Raw genomic sequence first — 20,095 nt, 5'->3', positions numbered from 1 at the left:
CTTAAATATTGCTAATGATTAAAAAGTTCCTTTTATATTTTTTATTGTTTTTTGTGTCAAATTTGTTTTCGCAAAACTTTGATATAAATACGTTACGTTCGATAAATTTAAATCGAAATCAAAATTTAGACCCAACATTTAAAAACATTACTAATAGTTATGCGGTTATCAGCATTGGAACACCATTAACACTTTTTGCGATTGGAATTATAAATAAAGATCCTCAATTAAAAAAAGAAGCGCTATTCATTGGCGAAACTGTAGCTGCATCTGTTTTAATAACATTTGCATTAAAACGAATTATAAAAAGAGACCGTCCATTTGAAACTTATCCTGAAATCGAAAAATTGACCTCTGGTGGTGGTTATTCCTTGCCTTCGGGACATACCTCAATTACTTTTGCAACCGCAACTTCTTTGAGTATAGCTTATCCTAAATGGTATGTAATTGCTCCGTCATTTGTTTGGGCAACAGCTGTGGGTTATTCTCGAATACATTTAGGAGTGCATTATCCTTCTGATGTTTTAGCAGGAGCATTAGTTGGGAGTGGTTCAGCTTATCTTACCTACAAAATCAATAAATGGATGAACAAAAAAATTAAAAATGAGCATTTATAGTATATGTTTTAACCGCATTCATTTCATTAAAAAATGAATCAGCAAAAAAAATAACAGTAACTATTTTTCTTCGGATTGATAAATAAAATACTAAAATAAAACCAGCGTGTTTTTTTTAAACTTTCCTTAACTTTTGATTGCTCATTTTTGAGTAAATTTGTTTTCCTTATTTATATACATGAAAATAGCAATTGTTTGTTATCCAACCTTTGGTGGAAGTGGCGTTGTAGCAACAGAACTTGGTCTTGAATTGGCGCGTCGTGGTCACGAAATTCATTTTATAACCTACAGTCAACCTGTGAGACTAGCTCTTTTGAACCCTAATGTCCATTATCACGAAGTCAACGTTCCAGAATATCCATTGTTTCATTTTCAACCCTATGAATTGGCTTTATCGAGCAAATTGGTCGATATGGTCAAACTCTATAAAATTGAATTAATGCATGTTCATTATGCCATTCCGCATGCATATGCTGGTTATATGGCTCAACAAATGCTCAAAGACGAAGGTATTAATATTCCAATGATTACAACACTTCACGGAACAGATATTACCTTGGTGGGGAATCATCCGTTTTATAAACCGGCAGTAACATTTAGCATCAATAAATCTGATTATGTGACTTCGGTTTCCCAAAGTTTGAAAGACGAAACGCTTAAATTATTTAATATAAAAAACGAAATTGTAGTTATTCCAAATTTTATTGAATTGGATAAAAACATTAATGATATAAATATTCCTTGCCGTCGCTCTGTGATGGCAACAGAACAGGAACGCATTATTACACACATTAGTAATTTTAGAAAAGTAAAACGAATTCCTGATGTGATTAAAATATTTTATAATATCCAAAAGGAAATACCCGCAAAATTAATGATGGTAGGCGATGGTCCCGAAAAAGAAAAAGCAGAATATTTGTGTAGAGAATTAGGGATTCAAGACAAAGTAATTTTTTTTGGTAATAGCAACGAGATTGACAAAATATTGAGTTTAACCGATTTGTTTTTGTTACCATCAGAAACCGAAAGTTTTGGACTTGCAGCGCTCGAAGCTATGGCGTGGAGTGTTCCCGTGATTTCGAGTAATTCTGGGGGTTTACCCGAAGTTAATTTTGATGGAGTTTCAGGATATTTAAGCGAGGTGGGCAATACAGTTGAAATGGCTGAAAATGCTTTGAAAATATTAAAAAATACAGCAATTTTAAAACAATTTAAGGATAATGCACTATCAGTTGCAAAACAATTTGACATAAAAAATATTTTACCTCTTTATGAAGAATTGTATGAAACTGCACTAAAAAAAAATATCCCGTCTGTTTAACACACGGGATATTTTTATAAATTATTGATTGTAAATTAGAATTTGTAGCGAATACCTAACGCAATGTCAAATCCTAGATCATCGTTATAATCGCTAAACCCAAACTCTGGTCTTGCGTCTAATGAAAGCATGATTGGAGCTTCACTAAAATTGTACTCAATTCCAACATCTCCGGCAGCAAAAACAAAAGTACCATCATTATTGAGATCATTATTGCTCCAGCTTCCTATACCACCACCAACTCCAGCATACCAATTGAATCCACCGTCAATATTCCAAACCCATTGATAAATACCAGTAAGTTTAAAAGCATCAGTATTCTTGCTGTTTCTCCAACCTAAATCTAGTTCTAATCGATTGTTGTCTGACAAACCACGTTGGTAGGATAGTTCTCCTCCAAAACCGTCACTGTCACCTAATCGTAATCCTAATGCATTTTTCGAAATGTCTTGTGCCTGTGTGGTAAATGCTAATCCTGTTAGCAAAATAGCCGATAAAATGATTTTTTTCATAAGTTTTATTTTTTTTTACAAACATATAACTAAAAACGTGCCAAAAAATTATATAATAATTACAAAAAGTTACATAATTCGCTCTTTTTTTATCCTAAAATATTCGATTACTGGGATTAATCTAAAATATTTTGTTTTGAAAAAAGCAGGTGTGGCGTTAGTTGATTGCTCAAAATATCTTCCATTTCAAAGAGGTTTTCTTCTTCAGCGTAATTTGCTGCGGCATAATGAAATAATTTCCATCGTTTTTTATTGTATTCCAAAGCAGTTAAATTTTCGACCCAATCACCTGAATTTAAATATAATGTTTCTCCGTTTTTATTTACGGTATGAACTATTTTAGGCTCGTGAATGTGCCCACAAATAACATAATCATAATTGTTTTCTATGGCTAAATCTGTGGCCGTCAATTCAAAATCAGAAATATGTTTGACTGCTTTTTTTACACTTGCTTTTATTTTTTTAGAAAATGAGTACGGTTCTTTGCCAATTTTAGTCAAAAACCAATTTACAAAACGATTCAGTAGAATAAGATAATCATAACCCAAACCACCCAGTTTTGCAATCCATTTTGCATGATTTACAGAAGCATCGAAAACATCACCATGAAAAATCCAAGCCTTTTTATCGTCTAAAGTAAGTACTAGTTTATCAACAAGAGCAAAATTTCCCATGCTCATTTCGCTGAATTTGCGCAGCATTTCATCATGGTTTCCTGTAACATAATATACTTTTGTCCCTTTAGAAACAAAGCTAATAATTTTTTGAATTACTTTCAAATGCGACTTTGGGAAATACGATTTTCTAAATTGCCAAATGTCTATAATATCGCCATTGAGCACTAAAACCTTTGGTTTTATAGAGGATAGATAATTGTATAATTCTTTGGCATGACTTCCATAAGTTCCAAGATGTACATCCGAAATCACGACCAGTTCAACCTTTCTTTTTTTCAATTTTAATAAATTTGAAGTTTCACAAAATAAAGCCTCTACTATTAATTAAAACCAAATTCAATGTTAAGAAATTAGTTGCGATTTTTAAAGCTTTTAAAATTTTGAACTTTAAACTAAAACCTTATATTTGTTGAAAACTAACTACAATGGCAGGAAATAGCTACGGAACACTCTTTAGAATTACAACTTTTGGAGAATCTCATGGAGAAGCTTTAGGCGGAATAATAGATGGTTGCCCATCAGGAATTACATTAGATTTAGAAGCAATTCAACTCGAAATGTCTCGAAGAAAACCAGGTCAATCTGCTATAGTAACCCAACGAAAAGAGCCAGATGATGTGCAATTTCTTTCTGGAATTTTCGAAGGCAAAACTACTGGAACATCCATAGGATTTATTATACCCAATACGAATCAAAAATCAGACGACTATTCGCATATAAAAGACAATTATCGACCAAGTCATGCTGATTATGTTTACGAAAAAAAATACGGTTTCCGTGACTATCGCGGTGGCGGTCGAAGTTCTGCTCGTGAAACTGCCAGTAGAGTTGTGGCAGGAGCAATTGCAAAACAAATATTGCCCGAGATAAAAATAAATGCGTACGTTTCTTCTGTTGGCCCAATTTTTCTAGAAAAACCATACCAAGATTTAGACTTTTCGAAAACCGAGAACAATCCTGTTCGCTGTCCAGATGAAGCTTCGGCTGTGATTATGGAAGAATATATCAGGGAAATTCGTAAGCAAGGCGATACAGTAGGAGGAACGGTAACTTGTGTCATTCAGAATGTACCTATAGGTTTGGGCGAACCTGTTTTTGATAAATTGCATGCCGAATTAGGAAAAGCAATGCTTTCGATAAATGCGGTAAAAGGGTTTGAGTTTGGTAGCGGTTTTTGTGGCTCAAAAATGAAAGGAAGCGAACACAACGATTTATACAATTCAGATGGAACCACAAGAACCAATCTTTCGGGAGGAATTCAAGGCGGAATTAGCAACGGAATGGATATTTATTTTAGAGTAGCTTTTAAACCTGTGGCTACCATTATGCAAAAGCAAGAATCATTAGACAATAAAGGAAATATCACTGAAATGACAGGAAAAGGACGTCATGATCCTTGTGTTGTGCCACGTGCAGTTCCTATTGTTGAAGCCATGGCAGCAATTGTTCTCGCAGATTTTTATTTGATAAATAAAACCTATTTATAATTGAAAAGCATACTTACTATTTTGACGAGCTAAATAGTGAGTTTAACCAAAACCAATAACCAAATAAATGACTACCGTAACAACCAAAAAAACCTCTTTTTTTTCTAGTCTAACAGGACAAATCCTAATAGCGATGCTTCTTGGAGCAGTTTTAGGAATTATTATTCACAATACTATTTCAGCAGAGTCAGCACAAGAATTCAGCAAAAAAATAAAAATGCTGGCTACTATTTTTATTCGATTAGTTCAAATGATTATTTCACCATTAGTATTCACAACACTCGTTGTAGGAATTGCAAAATTAGGTGACATAAATGCAGTAGGAAGAATTGGTGGGAAAGCTTTGGGTTGGTTTTTTACAGCTTCATTTATATCATTGTTAATAGGTATGTTTTATGTAAACCTACTTGAACCTGGTGTAGGTCTTAATTTATCAAATATCGATATGACTACTGCATCTGAAGTTACTGCAAAAACGCAGAGTTTGTCTTTCGAGAATTTCATAGAACATATCGTTCCTAAAAGTATCGTCGAAGCAATGGCTACAAATGAAATTTTGCAAATAGTAATTTTCTCCATTTTCTTTGGTTTGGCTGCAGCTTCATTGGGAGATTATGTAAAACCGGTAATTAGTGCTTTAGATAAAACATCCCACATTGTACTAAAAATGGTGAATTATGTGATGAAGTTTGCACCAATAGGTGTTTTTGGCGCAATTGCAGGGGTTTTTGCAGTAAGGGATTTTCAAGAATTAGCATTGACTTATTTTAAATTCTTTGGATCTTTTTTAGTAGGTATTGGAACACTTTGGATTGTACTTATAATTGTTGGTTATATTTTTCTTCACAAAAAAATGAAATCATTACTAAGGCATATAGTTAGCCCGTTAATTATTGCTTTTGGGACAACGAGTTCCGAAGCCGTTTTCCCTAAACTTACTGAGGAGTTAGAACGTTTTGGAGTAAAAGACAAAATAGTTTCGTTTATGTTACCATTGGGTTATTCATTCAATTTAGATGGAAGCATGATGTACATGACATTTGCTAGTATTTTTATTGCTCAAGCATACGGAATTCATCTTGATTACCCTACACAATTCACAATGTTATTCGTGTTGATGCTTACCAGTAAAGGAATTGCTGGTGTGCCAAGAGCAAGTTTAGTAGTTGTTGCTGCTACTTGTGGCATGTTTGACATTCCTATTGAAGGAATCGCTTTGATTCTTCCTATAGATCACTTTTGTGATATGTTTCGCAGTGCAACAAATGTTTTAGGAAATGCATTGGCAACATCAGTTGTTGGAAAATGGGAAGATGGCAATGAAAATGGTATTGCCTAATAAATTTAGAAATCATAAATAAAACCTGTTTTAGATATAGAACAGGTTTTAATGTTTTTAAAAACGTTGAATAAACCGTGTTAACTTTAGTAATAAACTGTATATTTGAATATACTAGAATATTTTATGATCAAAATAAGATATAATTTCACATTACTTTTTTCGCTAATTATTTTTAGTGGTAATTGTCTAGCTCAAACTAAGACACCTACTAAAAAAGATATTTCAAAATTAGCCAAACAAGCAACGCAGTATATGCGTGATTCTAATTTTGAAAAATCTTTAATTCTATCAAGACAAGTGCTGCGTGAAGCCACAATTACGAATGACAACAGTCTTATTGCTGGGTCATACAATACAATTGGGGCAAATTATAATTATTTAGGAGAATTTGACAAAGCAATATCATTCTATAAAAAAGGAATATTCTACGCTGATAAAACGGATAATGATACCATAAAATTCAGACTAAATAATAATTTAGGTAATCTATATTGTTTTGAAAAGAAACAAAATAAAATTGGGATTAGTTACTTTAAAAAATCAATTGATTATAGTTTAAAAATAGGTGATATTTCTCAAATATTATTTACGAAAATAAATGTTGCCTGGGTTTATTTTGACATTGGACAATTTGACAAAGGTTTTCCCTATTTAGAATTTATCACTAAAAACAATTTAAAATACGGCGAACCATCAAATCTTATAGTCATAAACATGCTCAGCGGTATGTATTATAGCTATAAAAAGGAAAATGAAAAAGCGGAGTCCTATTTTAAAAACGCAATACTATTTGGAAATAAATTTAAAATAAAATCAGACTTATCTTTTTCACATCAAGAATATTCAAAATTTTTATTAAAAAATAAACGTTATGAAGAAGCCTATATTAATAGCGAACTTTTTCATGAGATTACAAACAAAATTTATAATTCGAATAAAATCAAAAATGCTAAAAAGGTAGGTATCAACCTGGAATTAGACGAATATAAACGTGAGATAGACAAAATAGAAATTGAGAACAGCTTGCAAGCACAAATTATAAAAAAATCTAAAATTATTGTGCTTTTACTTGTTATTGCTTTCGTGGTTTTATTATTATTACTGTATTCAACTTACAAAAATTATAATTTTAAAAAGAAAGCTAATAATCAACTCATTATTGCAAATGAAGAATTATTAATTGCAAAAGAAAAAGCCGAAGAAGCATCAAAACTCAAAACTCAATTTGTCTCAACTATAAGTCACGAGTTAAGAACTCCTTTATATGGAGTTATTGGCATAACAAATATGTTATTAGACGAACACAAAGAATTAGCGAATAGCCCACACTTAAATTCTCTAAAATTTTCGGCCCGATACTTATTGTCGCTTGTAAATGATGTTTTGCAGATAAATAAAATTGAAGAAAGTAGAATTGTGTTCGAAAGATTGGCTTTTAATATTCCTGATGAATTAAACTTGATCAAAAATTCATTATCCTTTATCGCGAAGAATAATAAAAATAATTTGATTTTAAATATCGATAAAAAAATACCAGAATATTTAATTGGAGATAAATTAAGGCTGTCTCAAATAATAATAAACCTGACTAGTAATGCATTAAAATTCACTAAAAACGGTGAGGTAAGTATTATAGCAAATTTATCTAAAATTGAAGGAAAATTACATTATGTTGCTTTTCAAATTAAAGATAATGGAGTAGGAATTGCAGAAGAAGATCAAGCAAAAATATTTGATAAATTTATCCAAATAGGGAGAAATGAAGAAGATTATCAAGGAACTGGACTTGGATTAACTATAGTGAAACAATTACTAGAATTATTTGGAAGTAAGATTGAAATTGATAGTAAAATAGGAGTGGGCACAACGTTTTCTTTCACCATCGCATTTGATTTTGATCCTGACAAAACAATTGAAATTATTAATAATATCGTCGTGGATTTATCTCCTAATCAGTCATTTAAAATTTTAATTGTTGAGGACAACAAAATTAACCAACTCGTTACATTGAAAATTCTTAAAAAAGCAAATTATCTATGTACCATCGTTGATGATGGTTTTCAGGCATTAAATATTCTAGAGAAAGAAAGTTTTGATGCTATTTTAATGGACATCAATATGCCTATTATGAATGGTTTCGAAACAACTAGAAAAATAAGATGGAGTGGTATTAATACACCAATTATTGCATTAACTGCTTTTTCAAAAACCGAAATCACAGAAGAAGCAATTTCGGCAGGAATGAATGATATAATAATCAAACCTTTTGAACCTCAAAAATTATTTCAAATTATCAACAGTCAGATTAGCAAATTTAATAAAACAGTTTAATACCAGCGTTTTTTATTTTGTTTTGAAACTTCAGATTTTCTAGATTTATGAGCGCCACCACTACGATTAGAGTTTTTTTGTGATGCAGAAGGTGCAGTTTCTGGGCTTCCAGAGTGCCACGGATAAGGATGATCGTTGACTGTTTTTACATCCACTTTTATTAGTTTTTGAATGTCTTTCCAATATTGATGTTCGTCTTTGCTACAAAAAGAAATCGCGATACCTTCGTTTCCGGCACGACCAGTTCTACCTATTCTATGAACATAAGTTTCGGGAATGTTAGGCAAATCAAAATTAATTACAAACGGTAATTGGTCGATATCTATACCACGAGCAGCTATATCTGTGGCTACAAGAACTCCAATTTCCTTATTTTTGAAAGCATCTAAAACGCGTTGTCTTGCATTTTGTGATTTGTCACCATGAATGGCTTCGGCTGCGATGCTGTTTTTCCTCAATGCTTTTACTACATTATCTGCACCGTGTTTTGTTCTAGAAAAAACCAATACATCTGATAAATTTTCATTTTTTATCAAATGATATAATAAATTTCTTTTTTCGGTTTTTTCAACAAAATAAATTCTTTGCTCTACATTTTCTGCTGTAGATGAAACTGGCGAAACTTCTACTTTTGCAGGATCTTTCAAAAACATTTCTGCCAATTCTCTGATTGCTATTGGCATTGTAGCCGAGAATAATAATGTCTGCCTGTTTTTTGGCGTAAGCTTTACAATTTTTTTGACATCATTAATAAATCCCATGTCCAGCATTTGATCTGCTTCGTCTAGAACTAATGTATGTAAATGATCTAAATCAATAAATCCTTGTTTGTGTAAATCTAGCAATCGTCCCGGAGTAGCAACAAGTATATCGACACCTTTGCGCAGTGTATCAACTTGTGGAACTTGTGATACGCCACCAAAAATGGTAAGCTGAGTTAGGTTTGTATATTTTCCGTAAGTGTCAAAACTTTGACCAATTTGTACTGCCAATTCTCGTGTTGGAGTTACAATAAGCGCACGAATTTCTTTTGCTTTTTTTGATGATCCAACAATTCTGTGCAATTGATGTATAATTGGTATAGCAAATGCAGCTGTTTTTCCTGTTCCAGTTTGTGCACAACCTATTAAATCCCGTCCTGATAAAACAAGTGGAATTGATTGTTCTTGAATGGGTGTTGGAGTTGTATAGCCTTGTTCATATACGGCTTTTTGAATACTTTTTGAAAGTGATAAATCTTCGAATAACATATTTTTTGTATTAATTATCTACCAATTTTCACAAGATAGTTGTGTAAAGATATGCTTATTATTTTTGACTGAAATTCAAGAAGTTGATTTAAGCCTCTAAATAAAGTATTTTAGATTTACAATTGTTCAATACAATTTTTAGCTTTTATAAAATCAGTTACCAGATATCCTATAAGTTTTCCTATAAGATGATTGTTTTTATCGTAACACAATTCTGGTGCACCTTCACAAATATGTATGTAGGAGGCGTTTTTGTTTTTTGCAAAAAAAGTTATAAATAAACGAAGTTGCTCTATTGAAAAACCACTTGGTGTCATTGCACTACTAGCAATATTAGGTATCGCATCGAGATCAATTTCAATTCCAAAAGGATCGGTTTCTATAAATTCCAAGGCCAAAGTCATTTCTTGATTGAACTCCTTTTCTTTTCTAATATTTATGCTTTCATAAGTATTATAGCGCACTCTATCGTCAGTTTTTTTAAGAATATCTAATACACTTTTTGATGTATAATTTTCGTGTAAACCAAAAATAAAATACTTTTTTAAGAATCCTTCTTCATATACGTACGAAAATCCATTACCGCTATGTCTTCCCTCTAGAATTCTAAAATCAGAATGTGCATCAAAGTTTATGGAATTAATAGATTTGCCTTTGGCAAGTGCAGTACCTTTAATATTCCCGTACGCATTATTGTGACCACCACCAATAATAATTGGAATCTTACCCGATTTAATTATATTAAAAATAATATGCGAAACTTCTTTGTCAATTTTTTCGACAAGCTGACTTAATTTAGTTCGATCATCTACCTTATTGAAATTTAAATGTGCCACTTTTTTCATATCCTGAATCACATCTAATTGTCCTAAAACGAGTATTTGACTTCCTTTGCAAAATCGATTGTGTTGAATGTTTGCAATACTTTTTATAGCACATTCCCATGCAGTTGCAGTTCCTGGACGACCATAATTTGCTCGAACACCTATGTCTTCTGGGATTCCAAATAATACATACTTTGCATCACAAGAGTTTAAAAACAAAATTGGATCTTCATCGATTGGCATAGTCAACATTTTTTCTCCAAATTTTATTTCACCACTTCTGTGGTTAGTAATTTTTGAAAGATCAGTGACAGTAAATGGTATCAGGTTTTCCATATAAATATAATAGCCAAATATAATATATTTGTTTAAATTACGTTTAAAGGCAGTATAAATTATTAAATTTGTAATTAAAAATATAAAAAATGGAAGAACAACAAAACAATTCTAGTTCAAGCCTAAAAGCCATCATAGCGGTTTTAGCAATTTTATTAGTAGGAAGTCTGGTGTATATTTATAAATTAACGACAGACGCAAAGGAAGTTAAAACGGAATTAGTAAAAACTGTAACCGAAAAAGAATTGGTTATGAAGGACTTAGAAAGTTTAAAAACTACTTATGATGCTGCAATTGCAGAAAACACTTCAATGTCTGAAGAATTAATTATTGAGCGAGACAAAGTTGTAGCGTTAATGGGTGATTTAAAAAAATCAAAAGGAGATAACGCATCGCTGGCAAAATATAAAACGCAATACATCAAGCTAGAGTCTGACATGAAAGGGTTATTAGCAGAAAACGAAGGCTTAAAAAAGCAAAATACTACTTTAACAACTCAACGAGATAGTACAGTAGTGGTGTTAGGAGAATCTAAAAAATTCAATGAAGTTCTTGTAGGTCAAAACGAAGAATTGACAAAAACTGTCGAAAAAGGCTCGAAATTAACAGTTTTAAATATGAAAACTTCGGCTTATAAATTAAGAAGTTCAGGCAAACAAATTGAAACTGACAAAGCTGGTAGAGCTGATGTTTTGAAAATTAGTTTTACGATTGCTGAAAATCAAATTGCAAAATCTGGAGATAAAACGTATTATGTTCAAGTAATTGATAGTAAAAGTAATGTGCTTGGAGACAAGAAAACAGAAACTTTTGGGGATAGATCGCTAACTTACAGTTTTACTTCTAATGTTAAATACGAAAATAAGACAGTAAATGTTTCAGAAGATTTGCCGGGTAAAAGTTTTGAAAAAGGAACTTATTTTGTAAATGTATTTGATAAGGACGAACTGGTTTCTAAAACAAGTTTTACTTTGAAATAAAATTTTGGCTTAGTCCCAAAATGCATAAATTATTTTACCACGAATAACACTAATTTACACTAATTTTTAATTTGTATAAACTTGTGTTATTCGTGGTTTCTTTTTTATCTAGGTTAAAATTTATTTTACACTATAATTTTACCTTCAATCATAACCGTATCAATTAAATTGCTACCAAACGCATACGGTAATTGATAATAGGAAGAAATAGGTTTTGTAATAATTAGGTTCGCTTTTTTACCAATAGTTATACTGCCGTGAGTATTTGCAATTTCCATAGCAAAAGCTCCATTTATTGTAGCTGCGTTTATAGCTTCTTCTGGAGTCATTTTCATTTTGATACAAGCTGTTGCCACCACAAAATTCATATTTCCAGAAGGTGATGAACCTGGATTAAAGTCAGTTGCAAGAGCTATTGGTAAACCTGCGCTAATCATTTCTCTTGCTGGTGTATATGGAATGCTCAAAAAATAGGAGCATGAAGGCAAAGCAACAGGCATTGTATCGGTGTTTTTCAAACTTTTAATATCTTGGGATGTCATTACCTCAAGATGATCCACAGAAAGTGCATTGTATTTTATTCCAGCCTGAATTCCGCCTATGGAGTTGAATTGATTCACGTGAATTTTTGGCTTTAAGCCAAAACGGATTCCAGCTTCTATAATTTCTTCGGTTTCAGCGACTGTGAAATAACCCGTTTCGCAGAATACATCGATAAAATGTGCTAGTTTGTTTTTTGCAATTTCAGGAAGCATTTCATCAATTATTAAATCAATATACCCTTTTCTATTGTCTTTAAATTCTGTTGGTAAAGCGTGAGCACCCAGAAAAGTAGCTTTTATCGTTATAGGATAATCATTTGACAAACGTTGAATCACCCGAAGCATTTTTAATTCTCCAGCGACAGTTAATCCATAACCTGATTTAATTTCGATTGCTCCAGTTCCTAATTGTATGACTTCTTCGAGACGGAGTTTAGATTGAGTATAGATTTCATCCTCTGTGGATTCATTCAGTTTTTTTACCGAATTTAAAATACCACCACCACGATTGGCAATTTCTTCATAACTCAAACCATTAATTCTATCTACGAATTCATGTTCCCGATTTCCAGCAAAAACAATATGAGAATGACTGTCACACCAAGTAGGAAGTATCATTTTGCCCTTAACATCAATACATTTTTCTGGATTTAAATCCTCTGCTAAATCTTCCATCGAGCCAAAATCGGCAATCAAATCATTTTCAATTATCAAATAAGCATTTTTGATGGTGGGAAGAACTGCCATTTCAGAACCAGAAACTTTCAAAATCGAGGCATCTCGAACTTGAAGTAATTCCTTGATGTTGATGATGAGTGTTTTCATTTATTGGTCGCAGTTATAGTTTAAATGTTTTACTTTAATACATTTACCTTTCAGGTTCTAAAAAATTTTACCGCAGATTTGCAGATTATTTATTCAGATTGTATTTTTAATCTGCGAATCTGCGGTTGATTTATTTTACTCTTACAACTTTGCAGACTTATAGACTGCTAAATTAAAACTTATTGACCTTCAGTCAATAGTGGTTTATTTTATATTACTCCGAAACTTTGATTTCGAACATTTTATCCCAGTTTTTACCCGTTACAAAAATGGTTTTTGTTTTTGGATTGTATGCAATTCCGTTTAAGACATTGGTATCTTCTAGTTTAGTGATTTTCTTTTCTAATTCAGCAAGATTAATAATTCCCTCTACAGCTCCAGTTTTAGGATTAATGATGGCAATAGCATTTTTTAGATATACATTTCCATAAATTTTTCCATCAATCCATTCTAATTCGTTGACTGCTTCTATTTTGTTTATTAAAGAGTACACATTTATATGGTCTAATTCTTTAAACGTTTCAGGATCCAATAGGTGTATGGTTTCAGAGCTATCGGTCATATATAGAACTTTTCCATCACTCGTTAATCCCCAGCCTTGCATTTGTTTAGGATATTGAAAAGTTTTTTCTTTTTTGAAAGTATCTGCATTATAAACATAACCTTCATTGTTTTTGTAGGTCAATTGATAAACTTTATTATTAAGAATGGTAATCCCTTCGCCAAAAAATTGCTCTGCTAATTCAACTTTTTTATATACATTTCCTGTTTTATAATCCGTTTTTCGTAGACTTGAAATCCCTCTTTTCCCCGATGGTCCTTCGCCATTTCCAGTTCCTTCATAAAGAGTGTCACGGTAAAATTCTAATCCTTGAGTATAGGCTTTAGTATCATGCGGAAACGTATTTACAATTTTATATTTTAATAATTTTGGAACTACACTTGAAACTAATTCTATTCTTGCAGTTGCTTGGGCATTTTCACCATTATAATAGACTATGGCTTTTAAGTTTTGATAGCCTAATTTTTGGTTTTTTAATTCAAAATTAATTTTTTCGGTTCCTTTAATTGTTCCAATTTTTTTGTCGTTGACTAAGTAAATAATACTATCAACTGTTTTTGAATTTGGATTTAAAACACTTAATTCAACTGCATCTTGAAACTGATATTGTGCTTTAAATTTTGATTCATCAAAGTTAAATAGTGTATTATCGTTAATTTTTTTATCACCACAACTGATAAATACTATTCCTAATAAAATGATAGATAGGAAGTTATAATTTTTCATAATTTAAATATTTAATAGGACAATATACAACGTTATTTTATAGCTACAAAGCTCTTGCAAAAATACAAAAAGATTGTATATTTGCACTGGCAAGTCCTACACGATCTGCTCCTGCAAAATCCCCCAGGATGGGAACATAGCAAGGGTAAGTGGTTGAGCGATGCGATGTAGGTCGCTTGCCTTTTTTTAAATCTGTCCCGAAGCGTCGGGATATTTCAGATTCTATTTCAAATTCATTCAAATAAGTAGTCTTCCATTGGGAAGATTTTTTTATTTTTACCTAAATCTAAAATTGAAAAATGAGCAAAGTAGTTCTAATCACAGGCGGTTCTTCGGGAATAGGAAAATCTATTGGCGAATTTTTGCATCAGAAAGGCTTTGTTGTTTATGGAACCAGCAGGAATCCTGAACGCGTTTTGAACTCGATTTTTCCATTGGTAACTCTTGATGTTCGTAATATCGAATCAATACATTTGGCTGTAGCCAAAATCATTGCCATTTCAGGAGGACTTGATATTGTGATTAACAACGCTGGTGTTGGGATTACCGGACCTTTGGAAGAAATTCCAATGGTAGAAATCAAGAATAATTTTGAAACCAATTTTTTTGGACCAATCGAAGTAATGAGAGCAGTTTTGCCACAAATGCGAAAACAAAATTCGGGTTTGATTATAAATATAACTTCGATTGCGGGATATATGGGTTTGCCATATCGTGGCGTTTACTCCGCTTCAAAAGGAGCTTTGGAACTCATAACCGAAGCCTTGAGAATGGAAGTAAAATCTTTTGGAATTAATATTACTAATGTTGCGCCGGGAGATTTTGCCACCAATATAGCTTCGGGACGTTTTCATGCACCATTAATAAAGGATTCAGCTTATGAAGTTCCTTATGGTAATACACTCAAGTTGATGGACGAACACGTGGATAGCGGCAGTAATCCTAATGAAATGGCGGAAGCTGTGTATAAAATAATCCAAAATCCAAACCCCAAAATTCATTATAAAGTGGGTGCTTTTATGCAGAAATTCTCTATTGTTTTAAAACGTATTTTGCCTGATAAAGTATACGAAAAAATGCTAATGAATCATTATAAATTGTAATTTTGCACTGGATTTTGCGTGAGGGATTGAAGCGACATCCTTTTTTTCTCTTTTTAGAGAAAAAAAGATATAGCGCAAAGCCCGACTCCCGTTGTAGTAAAATGAAGTGAGGCACGAGTAATATTATACACGAACGGGATGGCACGCCCAAAAATAATTATACACACAATTAAATATAAACTATGAAATTTTTTATTGATACTGCAAATTTAGCTCAAATTAAAGAAGCGCAAGCATTAGGCGTTCTTGATGGTGTTACCACAAATCCATCGTTGATGGCGAAGGAAGGAATTACCGGAAAAAACAGCATTTTAAAACACTATGTTGACATTTGCAATTTAGTTGACGGAGACGTAAGTGCCGAAGTGAATGCTCTTGATTTTGCAGGTATGGTGAAAGAAGGAGAAGAATTAGCCGATTTGCACGAACAAATTGTAGTGAAGTTGCCCATGACAAAAGAAGGTGTTATGGCTGCAAAATACTTTTCGGATAAAGGAATTAAAACCAATGTTACATTAGTGTTTTCGGCTGGTCAAGCTTTATTAGCTGCGAAAGCTGGTGCAACTTATGTATCTCCATTTATAGGACGATTGGACGATGTATCAACTGATGGATTGGCACTTATTGAAGAAATTCGTTTGATTTATGACAACTATGGTTATGAAACACAAATTCTTGCTGCATCAGTTCGTCACACGATGCACATCGTAAATTGCGCAAAAATTGGTGCCGATGTCATGACTGGACCACTTTCTGCAATCTACGGATTATTGAAACATCCATTGACTGATATAGGATTGGCACAGTTTGTAGCCGATTTCGAAAAAGGAAATAAGTAAATCTCAATTCCAATAAAAAAGTCCCATTTGCTCCTGCAAATGGGACTTTTTCGTTAAATGACTGTTGGGAATTAATGACCTCCGCCAACTTCTATTTCGTGTCCGATTCCTTGTTTTTGTAATATCCCAATGACTTTCCAACCATAGAATGCTATAAAAGCAAAACACAAAACAGGAATAAAATAAGAAGCATGAATACCTATAATATCAGCTAACTTTCCTTGTAATGGTGGGATAATTCCACCACCTAAAATCATCATTACCAAGAAAGCTGAACCTTGCGAAGTATATTTTCCTAAACCAGCAATTGCTAATGAGAAAATTGAAGGCCACATAATACTTAAGAATAATCCACCACTCATGAAAGCAAAAATTGCTATTGTTCCAGTTGTGAATAAACCTATTAGCATTGCAATCATTCCCATAAGTCCAAAAATCATAAGTGTTCTTGAAGGCTGATCTTTTCCTAAAAAGAATCCTGCAACTTGAAACACAACTACAAATGCATAAGCATATAACGGTGTAATATCTTGTCCAGAAATTGCATTAACTATTAAAACCACCGCAAATGCTATATAAGGTACAACAATGAGTAAAATTTTCTTTAATTGAGATGACGGATTAAAAACTGATATTGCTCCAGCCCAACGTCCAATCATTAAACTTCCCCAATACATAGACATATATGGTGCTAATCCTGGACCATCAATAGATCCAAAATCAGCAGTTTTTAATAATTCGCCCAAGTTACTGCCTATAGTTACTTCTACACCTACATAGGTGAACAGGGCTAACATTCCCAATACTAATTGAGGATATTTCATTGCTCCCCAACCTTCAGAATTTTTTTGTGCTGAGGTATTGGCAAACAATAATCCGACAACTACTACTATTAATGTTGAAACGGTCAATGATAATCCTAAATAATCTTTCTCTTTATTTTCTAAAAATCGAGTTATAAATTCTGGATCTTCATAGCGAGAAAATATATAAGCAAAAATGGCTACTAAAATTACTGTAATTGCGATTAAGGTTTTCATCGCTTTGCTTGCTGTTTCAAAAGTAGAGTCGCTTTTGCCTGCTGGTAATTTTTTAGAAAATTGAAATAAGGCTGCTGCCAATAAAAATAAGCCACCCACAAATACATATAGAATTTTCATGGCATCCAATGAATTTTCTTTTTGAGCAAATTCCTCGATACTCACTCCTGAAATAACGCCAAATAATGCTATCGATACTACTATTGGACCTATTGTTGTTCCAAACGAATTGATTCCGCCAGCAAGATTTAATCTACTCGAAGCACTGTGCGGCTCACCTAATGAAGCCGCAAACGGTTGTGCCGAGGTTTGTTGCAATGAAAAACCAAGAGCAACTATAAACAACGCTCCGAGTATAAATAAATAACTACCTTGAGTTACAGCTAATATCATTAATACAGCACCAAAAGTACTAATCAATAATCCATAAATAATTCCTTTTTTGAATCCCCAATCGTTAAGAATATCTTTTTTTGCAATACTGCTAAATATGAAAAGAAGTAAGGCTCCAATATAATAAGCACCGTAAAAAGCAAAATCGATAAGCTGGCTTTGAAATTGGTCTAATCCAAATTTTGCCTTACAGAAAGGAATAAAAACACCATTTGAGGCGCCAATAAATCCCCAAAAGAAAAAAACGGATATTAAGGTGTACAGCGCTGAATTATTAGACTTTGTTTGTTCTGTATTCATAATTTTTTATTTAGTTATGGTTTTAGGTTACTACTTTTACTGGTTTGTATTACAGTAAATATATTGTATTACCTAACAAAAAAAAATTTATTGGAATAAATAGCGTCAAATCAATAACGAAAACGTTATTTTTTTGAATTAAGCATAAATATTTTTATAGGATAACAGTTGATTCTTAAGTATATTCTAAATTTACTTAAATTTTATTTATTAAAAATACTTCAATTAGTAAATTTGTTTGAACAATTTTGGATACTTTTTCAATGTACAAATTTGACTTCATCAAAATTAATAAATAAGATAAATCTAGATATTGGTTGCTAGATTTTTTATAATGTATTATGAAGACTATTTAAGACCCGTTGGGTGCAATTAATAAAAACAAGTAAAAAATAATTTTACCACATAGAAACATAGAAAAAAAGAGTTAGATAGCCCACTTCATGAGTTCAGATAGCTATGATTTTCTTAAAATAAGTGAAACGCCTTTTAAAATTCACAAAATCTATGTTTCTATGTGGTAAAAAAAAACGAATTACACCCAACGGGTTATTTAAGGTATTTTTCAAAGTTTGCTTCAAATAAGTTAGTGAAGGCATTGTTTATTTTACCATTTTTATCTAGAATTATAGTCCTATGTATTTTTGTAATTGCCCATTTTGTTTTTAAGTCTTCAAAATCATCACACCGATATTCCTCGATACCATCAAATTTATATTTTGACAATAGTTCAAACCATTTAGATTGTTTTTCATCAAGATTTATTGCTATAAATTGATAATCAGGATGACGAGATTTAAACGCGATTGCTTTTTTGTGTGCAGAAGCCATGTGAGTTTCTGCGTTTTCAGTATAGAAAAATAAAATTGTTTTTTTAGCTAAAATGTTTTTTGATGAAATTTTTTGCCCTTTCAAATTAATTAAATTTACTTCTGGAATTGAATTACCAGGCTTTAATAATTGAATTGCTTTGCCTATTTTTATGATTTCATTTTCAGCACTTTTATCTGTTGAGTATTTATGATAAGTATCTAAAAAAGTTTGATTGTTTAGCATATTTTGATCTTCTAAAAAATAAGTGAAAGCAATATTATTTAGAATCATATTTTTTACTTTTTCATTTTTAATTAATGTATCAGCAATATTGAGTTTGTTCACATTAATTTTTAACGATAAGTCGACCTCTGAAAAATGATTATGATAATTAATAGATCCTAAATTATTAAGCAAATGGGAAAGGTACATCACAAACGGAAGATAGCCTGTTAATTCTACATTATTAAAATTTATATTTTTTCTAAAACTATAAAAATCTTTTGGCAGTTTTTTTCTAATGTCATTTCCCGTTCTCATTTTATGAATTACTGGATACAACTCTTTTTTTGAATAATTATGAAAATCCAAAGATGCTTTGGCAAACAAATCAAAGTCGTTACTCCATTTGATTTCACTTTTTCTAAAATCATAAAACTTTTTGTTAGAACTGTATGTTGAATCTATATTCTTTGAAAATTGAGAAACATCATAATCGTAAATATCGAATGACTGTTCTCTATTGGATTCATTACGAAGGTATAAATCCATCAAAAAATTATTTTTTTCATCCCCTTTTCCACAAAAAACGATAGACTCATCAAAATCATTTGAGTTGATATGAACCATTATACTGTCATTTTTATCAAAAAAAACATATTGATATTCAGGTTCATGCTTAAAATTATACAACCCTGAAGCTAAGGAATCAAATTTTATAAAAAAAGTATTATCCTCTTTCAGCGGAATGGTATCTAAAACTTGAGAATCTTTACAAAACAGCACATAACGGTGCGTAGGATTTACAATTTCTCCACCAAAATAAGCAGTATAATCGCTAGCCTTAAGTTCTTTATTACAAGAACATAATGATGTTAAGCAAACAATTAAAATTAAAAAACGATTAAATACTTTGGGGGTATTCATAATTACAGCAGATAAGTATACAAAAATATTCAGACCAATCTAATTTTACTGTTAATACATAGTTAAATGTAGCTAATTTAAATGTAAGAGTAAGGCAAATTAAATCCACTATTTTTTACTATTTTTGCA

General features: G+C 31.8%; 16 protein-coding genes and 1 other RNA gene. 9 read left to right on the top strand and 8 right to left on the bottom strand.

Annotated features, from left to right (window positions below):
• The first annotated feature begins 14 nt into the window (after positions 1-14).
• Complete coding sequence (locus RMO53_RS12500; protein ID WP_310381318.1) at positions 15-617, top strand: phosphatase PAP2 family protein; 603 nt, start codon at positions 15-17, stop codon at positions 615-617.
• A 178-nt stretch (positions 618-795) separates the two neighbouring features.
• Positions 796-1,938, top strand: coding sequence for an N-acetyl-alpha-D-glucosaminyl L-malate synthase BshA (gene bshA, locus RMO53_RS12495; protein WP_310381315.1), 1,143 nt, complete (start codon positions 796-798; stop codon positions 1,936-1,938).
• A gap of 35 nt (positions 1,939-1,973) precedes the next feature.
• Here the strand turns inward: bshA and RMO53_RS12490 are convergent, their stop codons facing one another.
• Positions 1,974-2,450 (bottom strand): hypothetical protein, encoded by a 477-nt coding sequence (locus RMO53_RS12490; protein ID WP_310381312.1) that lies wholly within the window; start codon positions 2,448-2,450, stop codon positions 1,974-1,976.
• A gap of 116 nt (positions 2,451-2,566) precedes the next feature.
• Entirely contained in the window at positions 2,567-3,406 is an 840-nt protein-coding gene (locus RMO53_RS12485) for a UDP-2,3-diacylglucosamine diphosphatase (RefSeq protein WP_310381309.1), read from the bottom strand.
• Positions 3,407-3,552: 146 nt separating this feature from the next.
• On the opposite strand from RMO53_RS12485, the gene aroC reads away from it, so the two are divergent.
• The 3 genes from aroC (at position 3,553) to RMO53_RS12470 (ending at position 8,287) form a co-directional block, all read left to right on the top strand.
• Entirely contained in the window at positions 3,553-4,614 is a 1,062-nt protein-coding gene (gene aroC / locus RMO53_RS12480; protein ID WP_310381306.1) for a chorismate synthase, read from the top strand.
• A 67-nt stretch (positions 4,615-4,681) separates the two neighbouring features.
• On the top strand, positions 4,682-5,953 hold the full coding sequence (locus RMO53_RS12475) for a cation:dicarboxylate symporter family transporter (protein WP_310381303.1): 1,272 nt from the start codon (positions 4,682-4,684) through the stop codon (positions 5,951-5,953).
• A gap of 126 nt (positions 5,954-6,079) precedes the next feature.
• Entirely contained in the window at positions 6,080-8,287 is a 2,208-nt protein-coding gene (locus RMO53_RS12470) for a response regulator (protein ID WP_310381302.1), read from the top strand.
• Here RMO53_RS12470 and RMO53_RS12465 read toward each other — a convergent pair.
• Both RMO53_RS12465 and RMO53_RS12460 read right to left on the bottom strand, forming a co-directional pair.
• Complete coding sequence (locus RMO53_RS12465; protein ID WP_310381299.1) at positions 8,284-9,537, bottom strand: DEAD/DEAH box helicase; 1,254 nt, start codon at positions 9,535-9,537, stop codon at positions 8,284-8,286. The genes RMO53_RS12470 and RMO53_RS12465 overlap by 4 nt on opposite strands.
• 116 nt (positions 9,538-9,653) lie before the next feature.
• Complete coding sequence (locus tag RMO53_RS12460; protein WP_310381297.1) at positions 9,654-10,697, bottom strand: formimidoylglutamase; 1,044 nt, start codon at positions 10,695-10,697, stop codon at positions 9,654-9,656.
• An 89-nt stretch (positions 10,698-10,786) separates the two neighbouring features.
• Between RMO53_RS12460 and RMO53_RS12455 the strand changes: the two genes are divergently transcribed.
• Entirely contained in the window at positions 10,787-11,677 is an 891-nt protein-coding gene (locus tag RMO53_RS12455) for a hypothetical protein (RefSeq protein WP_310381294.1), read from the top strand.
• A gap of 125 nt (positions 11,678-11,802) precedes the next feature.
• Here the strand turns inward: RMO53_RS12455 and hutI are convergent, their stop codons facing one another.
• Entirely contained in the window at positions 11,803-13,044 is a 1,242-nt protein-coding gene (hutI, locus tag RMO53_RS12450) for an imidazolonepropionase (RefSeq protein WP_310381292.1), read from the bottom strand.
• Between the two features lie 214 nt (positions 13,045-13,258).
• Complete coding sequence (locus tag RMO53_RS12445) at positions 13,259-14,332, bottom strand: glutaminyl-peptide cyclotransferase (protein WP_310381285.1); 1,074 nt, start codon at positions 14,330-14,332, stop codon at positions 13,259-13,261.
• Positions 14,333-14,419: 87 nt separating this feature from the next.
• Between RMO53_RS12445 and ffs the strand changes: the two genes are divergently transcribed.
• From ffs to fsa, 3 genes are all read left to right on the top strand, one after another.
• Positions 14,420-14,517, top strand: an RNA gene (gene ffs, locus RMO53_RS12440) — signal recognition particle sRNA small type.
• 114 nt (positions 14,518-14,631) lie between these two features.
• Entirely contained in the window at positions 14,632-15,435 is an 804-nt protein-coding gene (locus RMO53_RS12435; RefSeq protein ID WP_310381282.1) for an SDR family oxidoreductase, read from the top strand.
• A 182-nt stretch (positions 15,436-15,617) separates the two neighbouring features.
• Positions 15,618-16,274, top strand: coding sequence for a fructose-6-phosphate aldolase (gene fsa, locus RMO53_RS12430; protein WP_310381277.1), 657 nt, complete (start codon positions 15,618-15,620; stop codon positions 16,272-16,274).
• 71 nt (positions 16,275-16,345) lie between these two features.
• Here the strand turns inward: fsa and RMO53_RS12425 are convergent, their stop codons facing one another.
• The gene (locus tag RMO53_RS12425) at positions 16,346-18,007 is read right to left on the bottom strand and encodes an MFS transporter (RefSeq protein WP_310381275.1); all 1,662 of its coding nucleotides are present in this window, start codon (positions 18,005-18,007) and stop codon (positions 16,346-16,348) included.
• Positions 18,008-18,556: 549 nt separating this feature from the next.
• The gene (locus RMO53_RS12420) at positions 18,557-19,966 is read right to left on the bottom strand and encodes a thioredoxin-like domain-containing protein (protein ID WP_310381273.1); all 1,410 of its coding nucleotides are present in this window, start codon (positions 19,964-19,966) and stop codon (positions 18,557-18,559) included.
• Positions 19,967-20,095: the final 129 nt, after the last annotated feature.

It is taken from the genome of Flavobacterium sp., assembly GCF_031409475.1.
Lineage (GTDB): Bacteria > Bacteroidota > Bacteroidia > Flavobacteriales > Flavobacteriaceae > Flavobacterium.
The sequence above is the reverse complement of the archived record's forward strand: the minus strand, read 5'-3'. Positions and strand labels throughout refer to the sequence as shown.

Excerpts from the sequence above, each read along its gene's own strand:
- RMO53_RS12460 (WP_310381297.1), bottom strand. The coding sequence starts at position 10,697 with ATGGAAAACCTGATACCATTTACTGTCACTGATCTTTCAAAAATTACT.
- hutI (WP_310381292.1), bottom strand. The coding sequence starts at position 13,044 with ATGAAAACACTCATCATCAACATCAAGGAATTACTTCAAGTTCGAGAT.
- RMO53_RS12455 (WP_310381294.1), top strand. The coding sequence starts at position 10,787 with ATGGAAGAACAACAAAACAATTCTAGTTCAAGCCTAAAAGCCATCATA.
- RMO53_RS12490 (WP_310381312.1), bottom strand. The coding sequence starts at position 2,450 with ATGAAAAAAATCATTTTATCGGCTATTTTGCTAACAGGATTAGCATTT.
- RMO53_RS12435 (WP_310381282.1), top strand. The coding sequence starts at position 14,632 with ATGAGCAAAGTAGTTCTAATCACAGGCGGTTCTTCGGGAATAGGAAAA.
- RMO53_RS12470 (WP_310381302.1), top strand. The coding sequence starts at position 6,080 with ATGATCAAAATAAGATATAATTTCACATTACTTTTTTCGCTAATTATT.
- RMO53_RS12475 (WP_310381303.1), top strand. The coding sequence starts at position 4,682 with ATGACTACCGTAACAACCAAAAAAACCTCTTTTTTTTCTAGTCTAACA.
- RMO53_RS12420 (WP_310381273.1), bottom strand. The coding sequence starts at position 19,966 with ATGAATACCCCCAAAGTATTTAATCGTTTTTTAATTTTAATTGTTTGC.
- fsa (WP_310381277.1), top strand. The coding sequence starts at position 15,618 with ATGAAATTTTTTATTGATACTGCAAATTTAGCTCAAATTAAAGAAGCG.
- RMO53_RS12500 (WP_310381318.1), top strand. The coding sequence starts at position 15 with ATGATTAAAAAGTTCCTTTTATATTTTTTATTGTTTTTTGTGTCAAAT.
- RMO53_RS12425 (WP_310381275.1), bottom strand. The coding sequence starts at position 18,007 with ATGAATACAGAACAAACAAAGTCTAATAATTCAGCGCTGTACACCTTA.
- aroC (WP_310381306.1), top strand. The coding sequence starts at position 3,553 with ATGGCAGGAAATAGCTACGGAACACTCTTTAGAATTACAACTTTTGGA.
- bshA (WP_310381315.1), top strand. The coding sequence starts at position 796 with ATGAAAATAGCAATTGTTTGTTATCCAACCTTTGGTGGAAGTGGCGTT.
- RMO53_RS12465 (WP_310381299.1), bottom strand. The coding sequence starts at position 9,537 with ATGTTATTCGAAGATTTATCACTTTCAAAAAGTATTCAAAAAGCCGTA.
- RMO53_RS12445 (WP_310381285.1), bottom strand. The coding sequence starts at position 14,332 with ATGAAAAATTATAACTTCCTATCTATCATTTTATTAGGAATAGTATTT.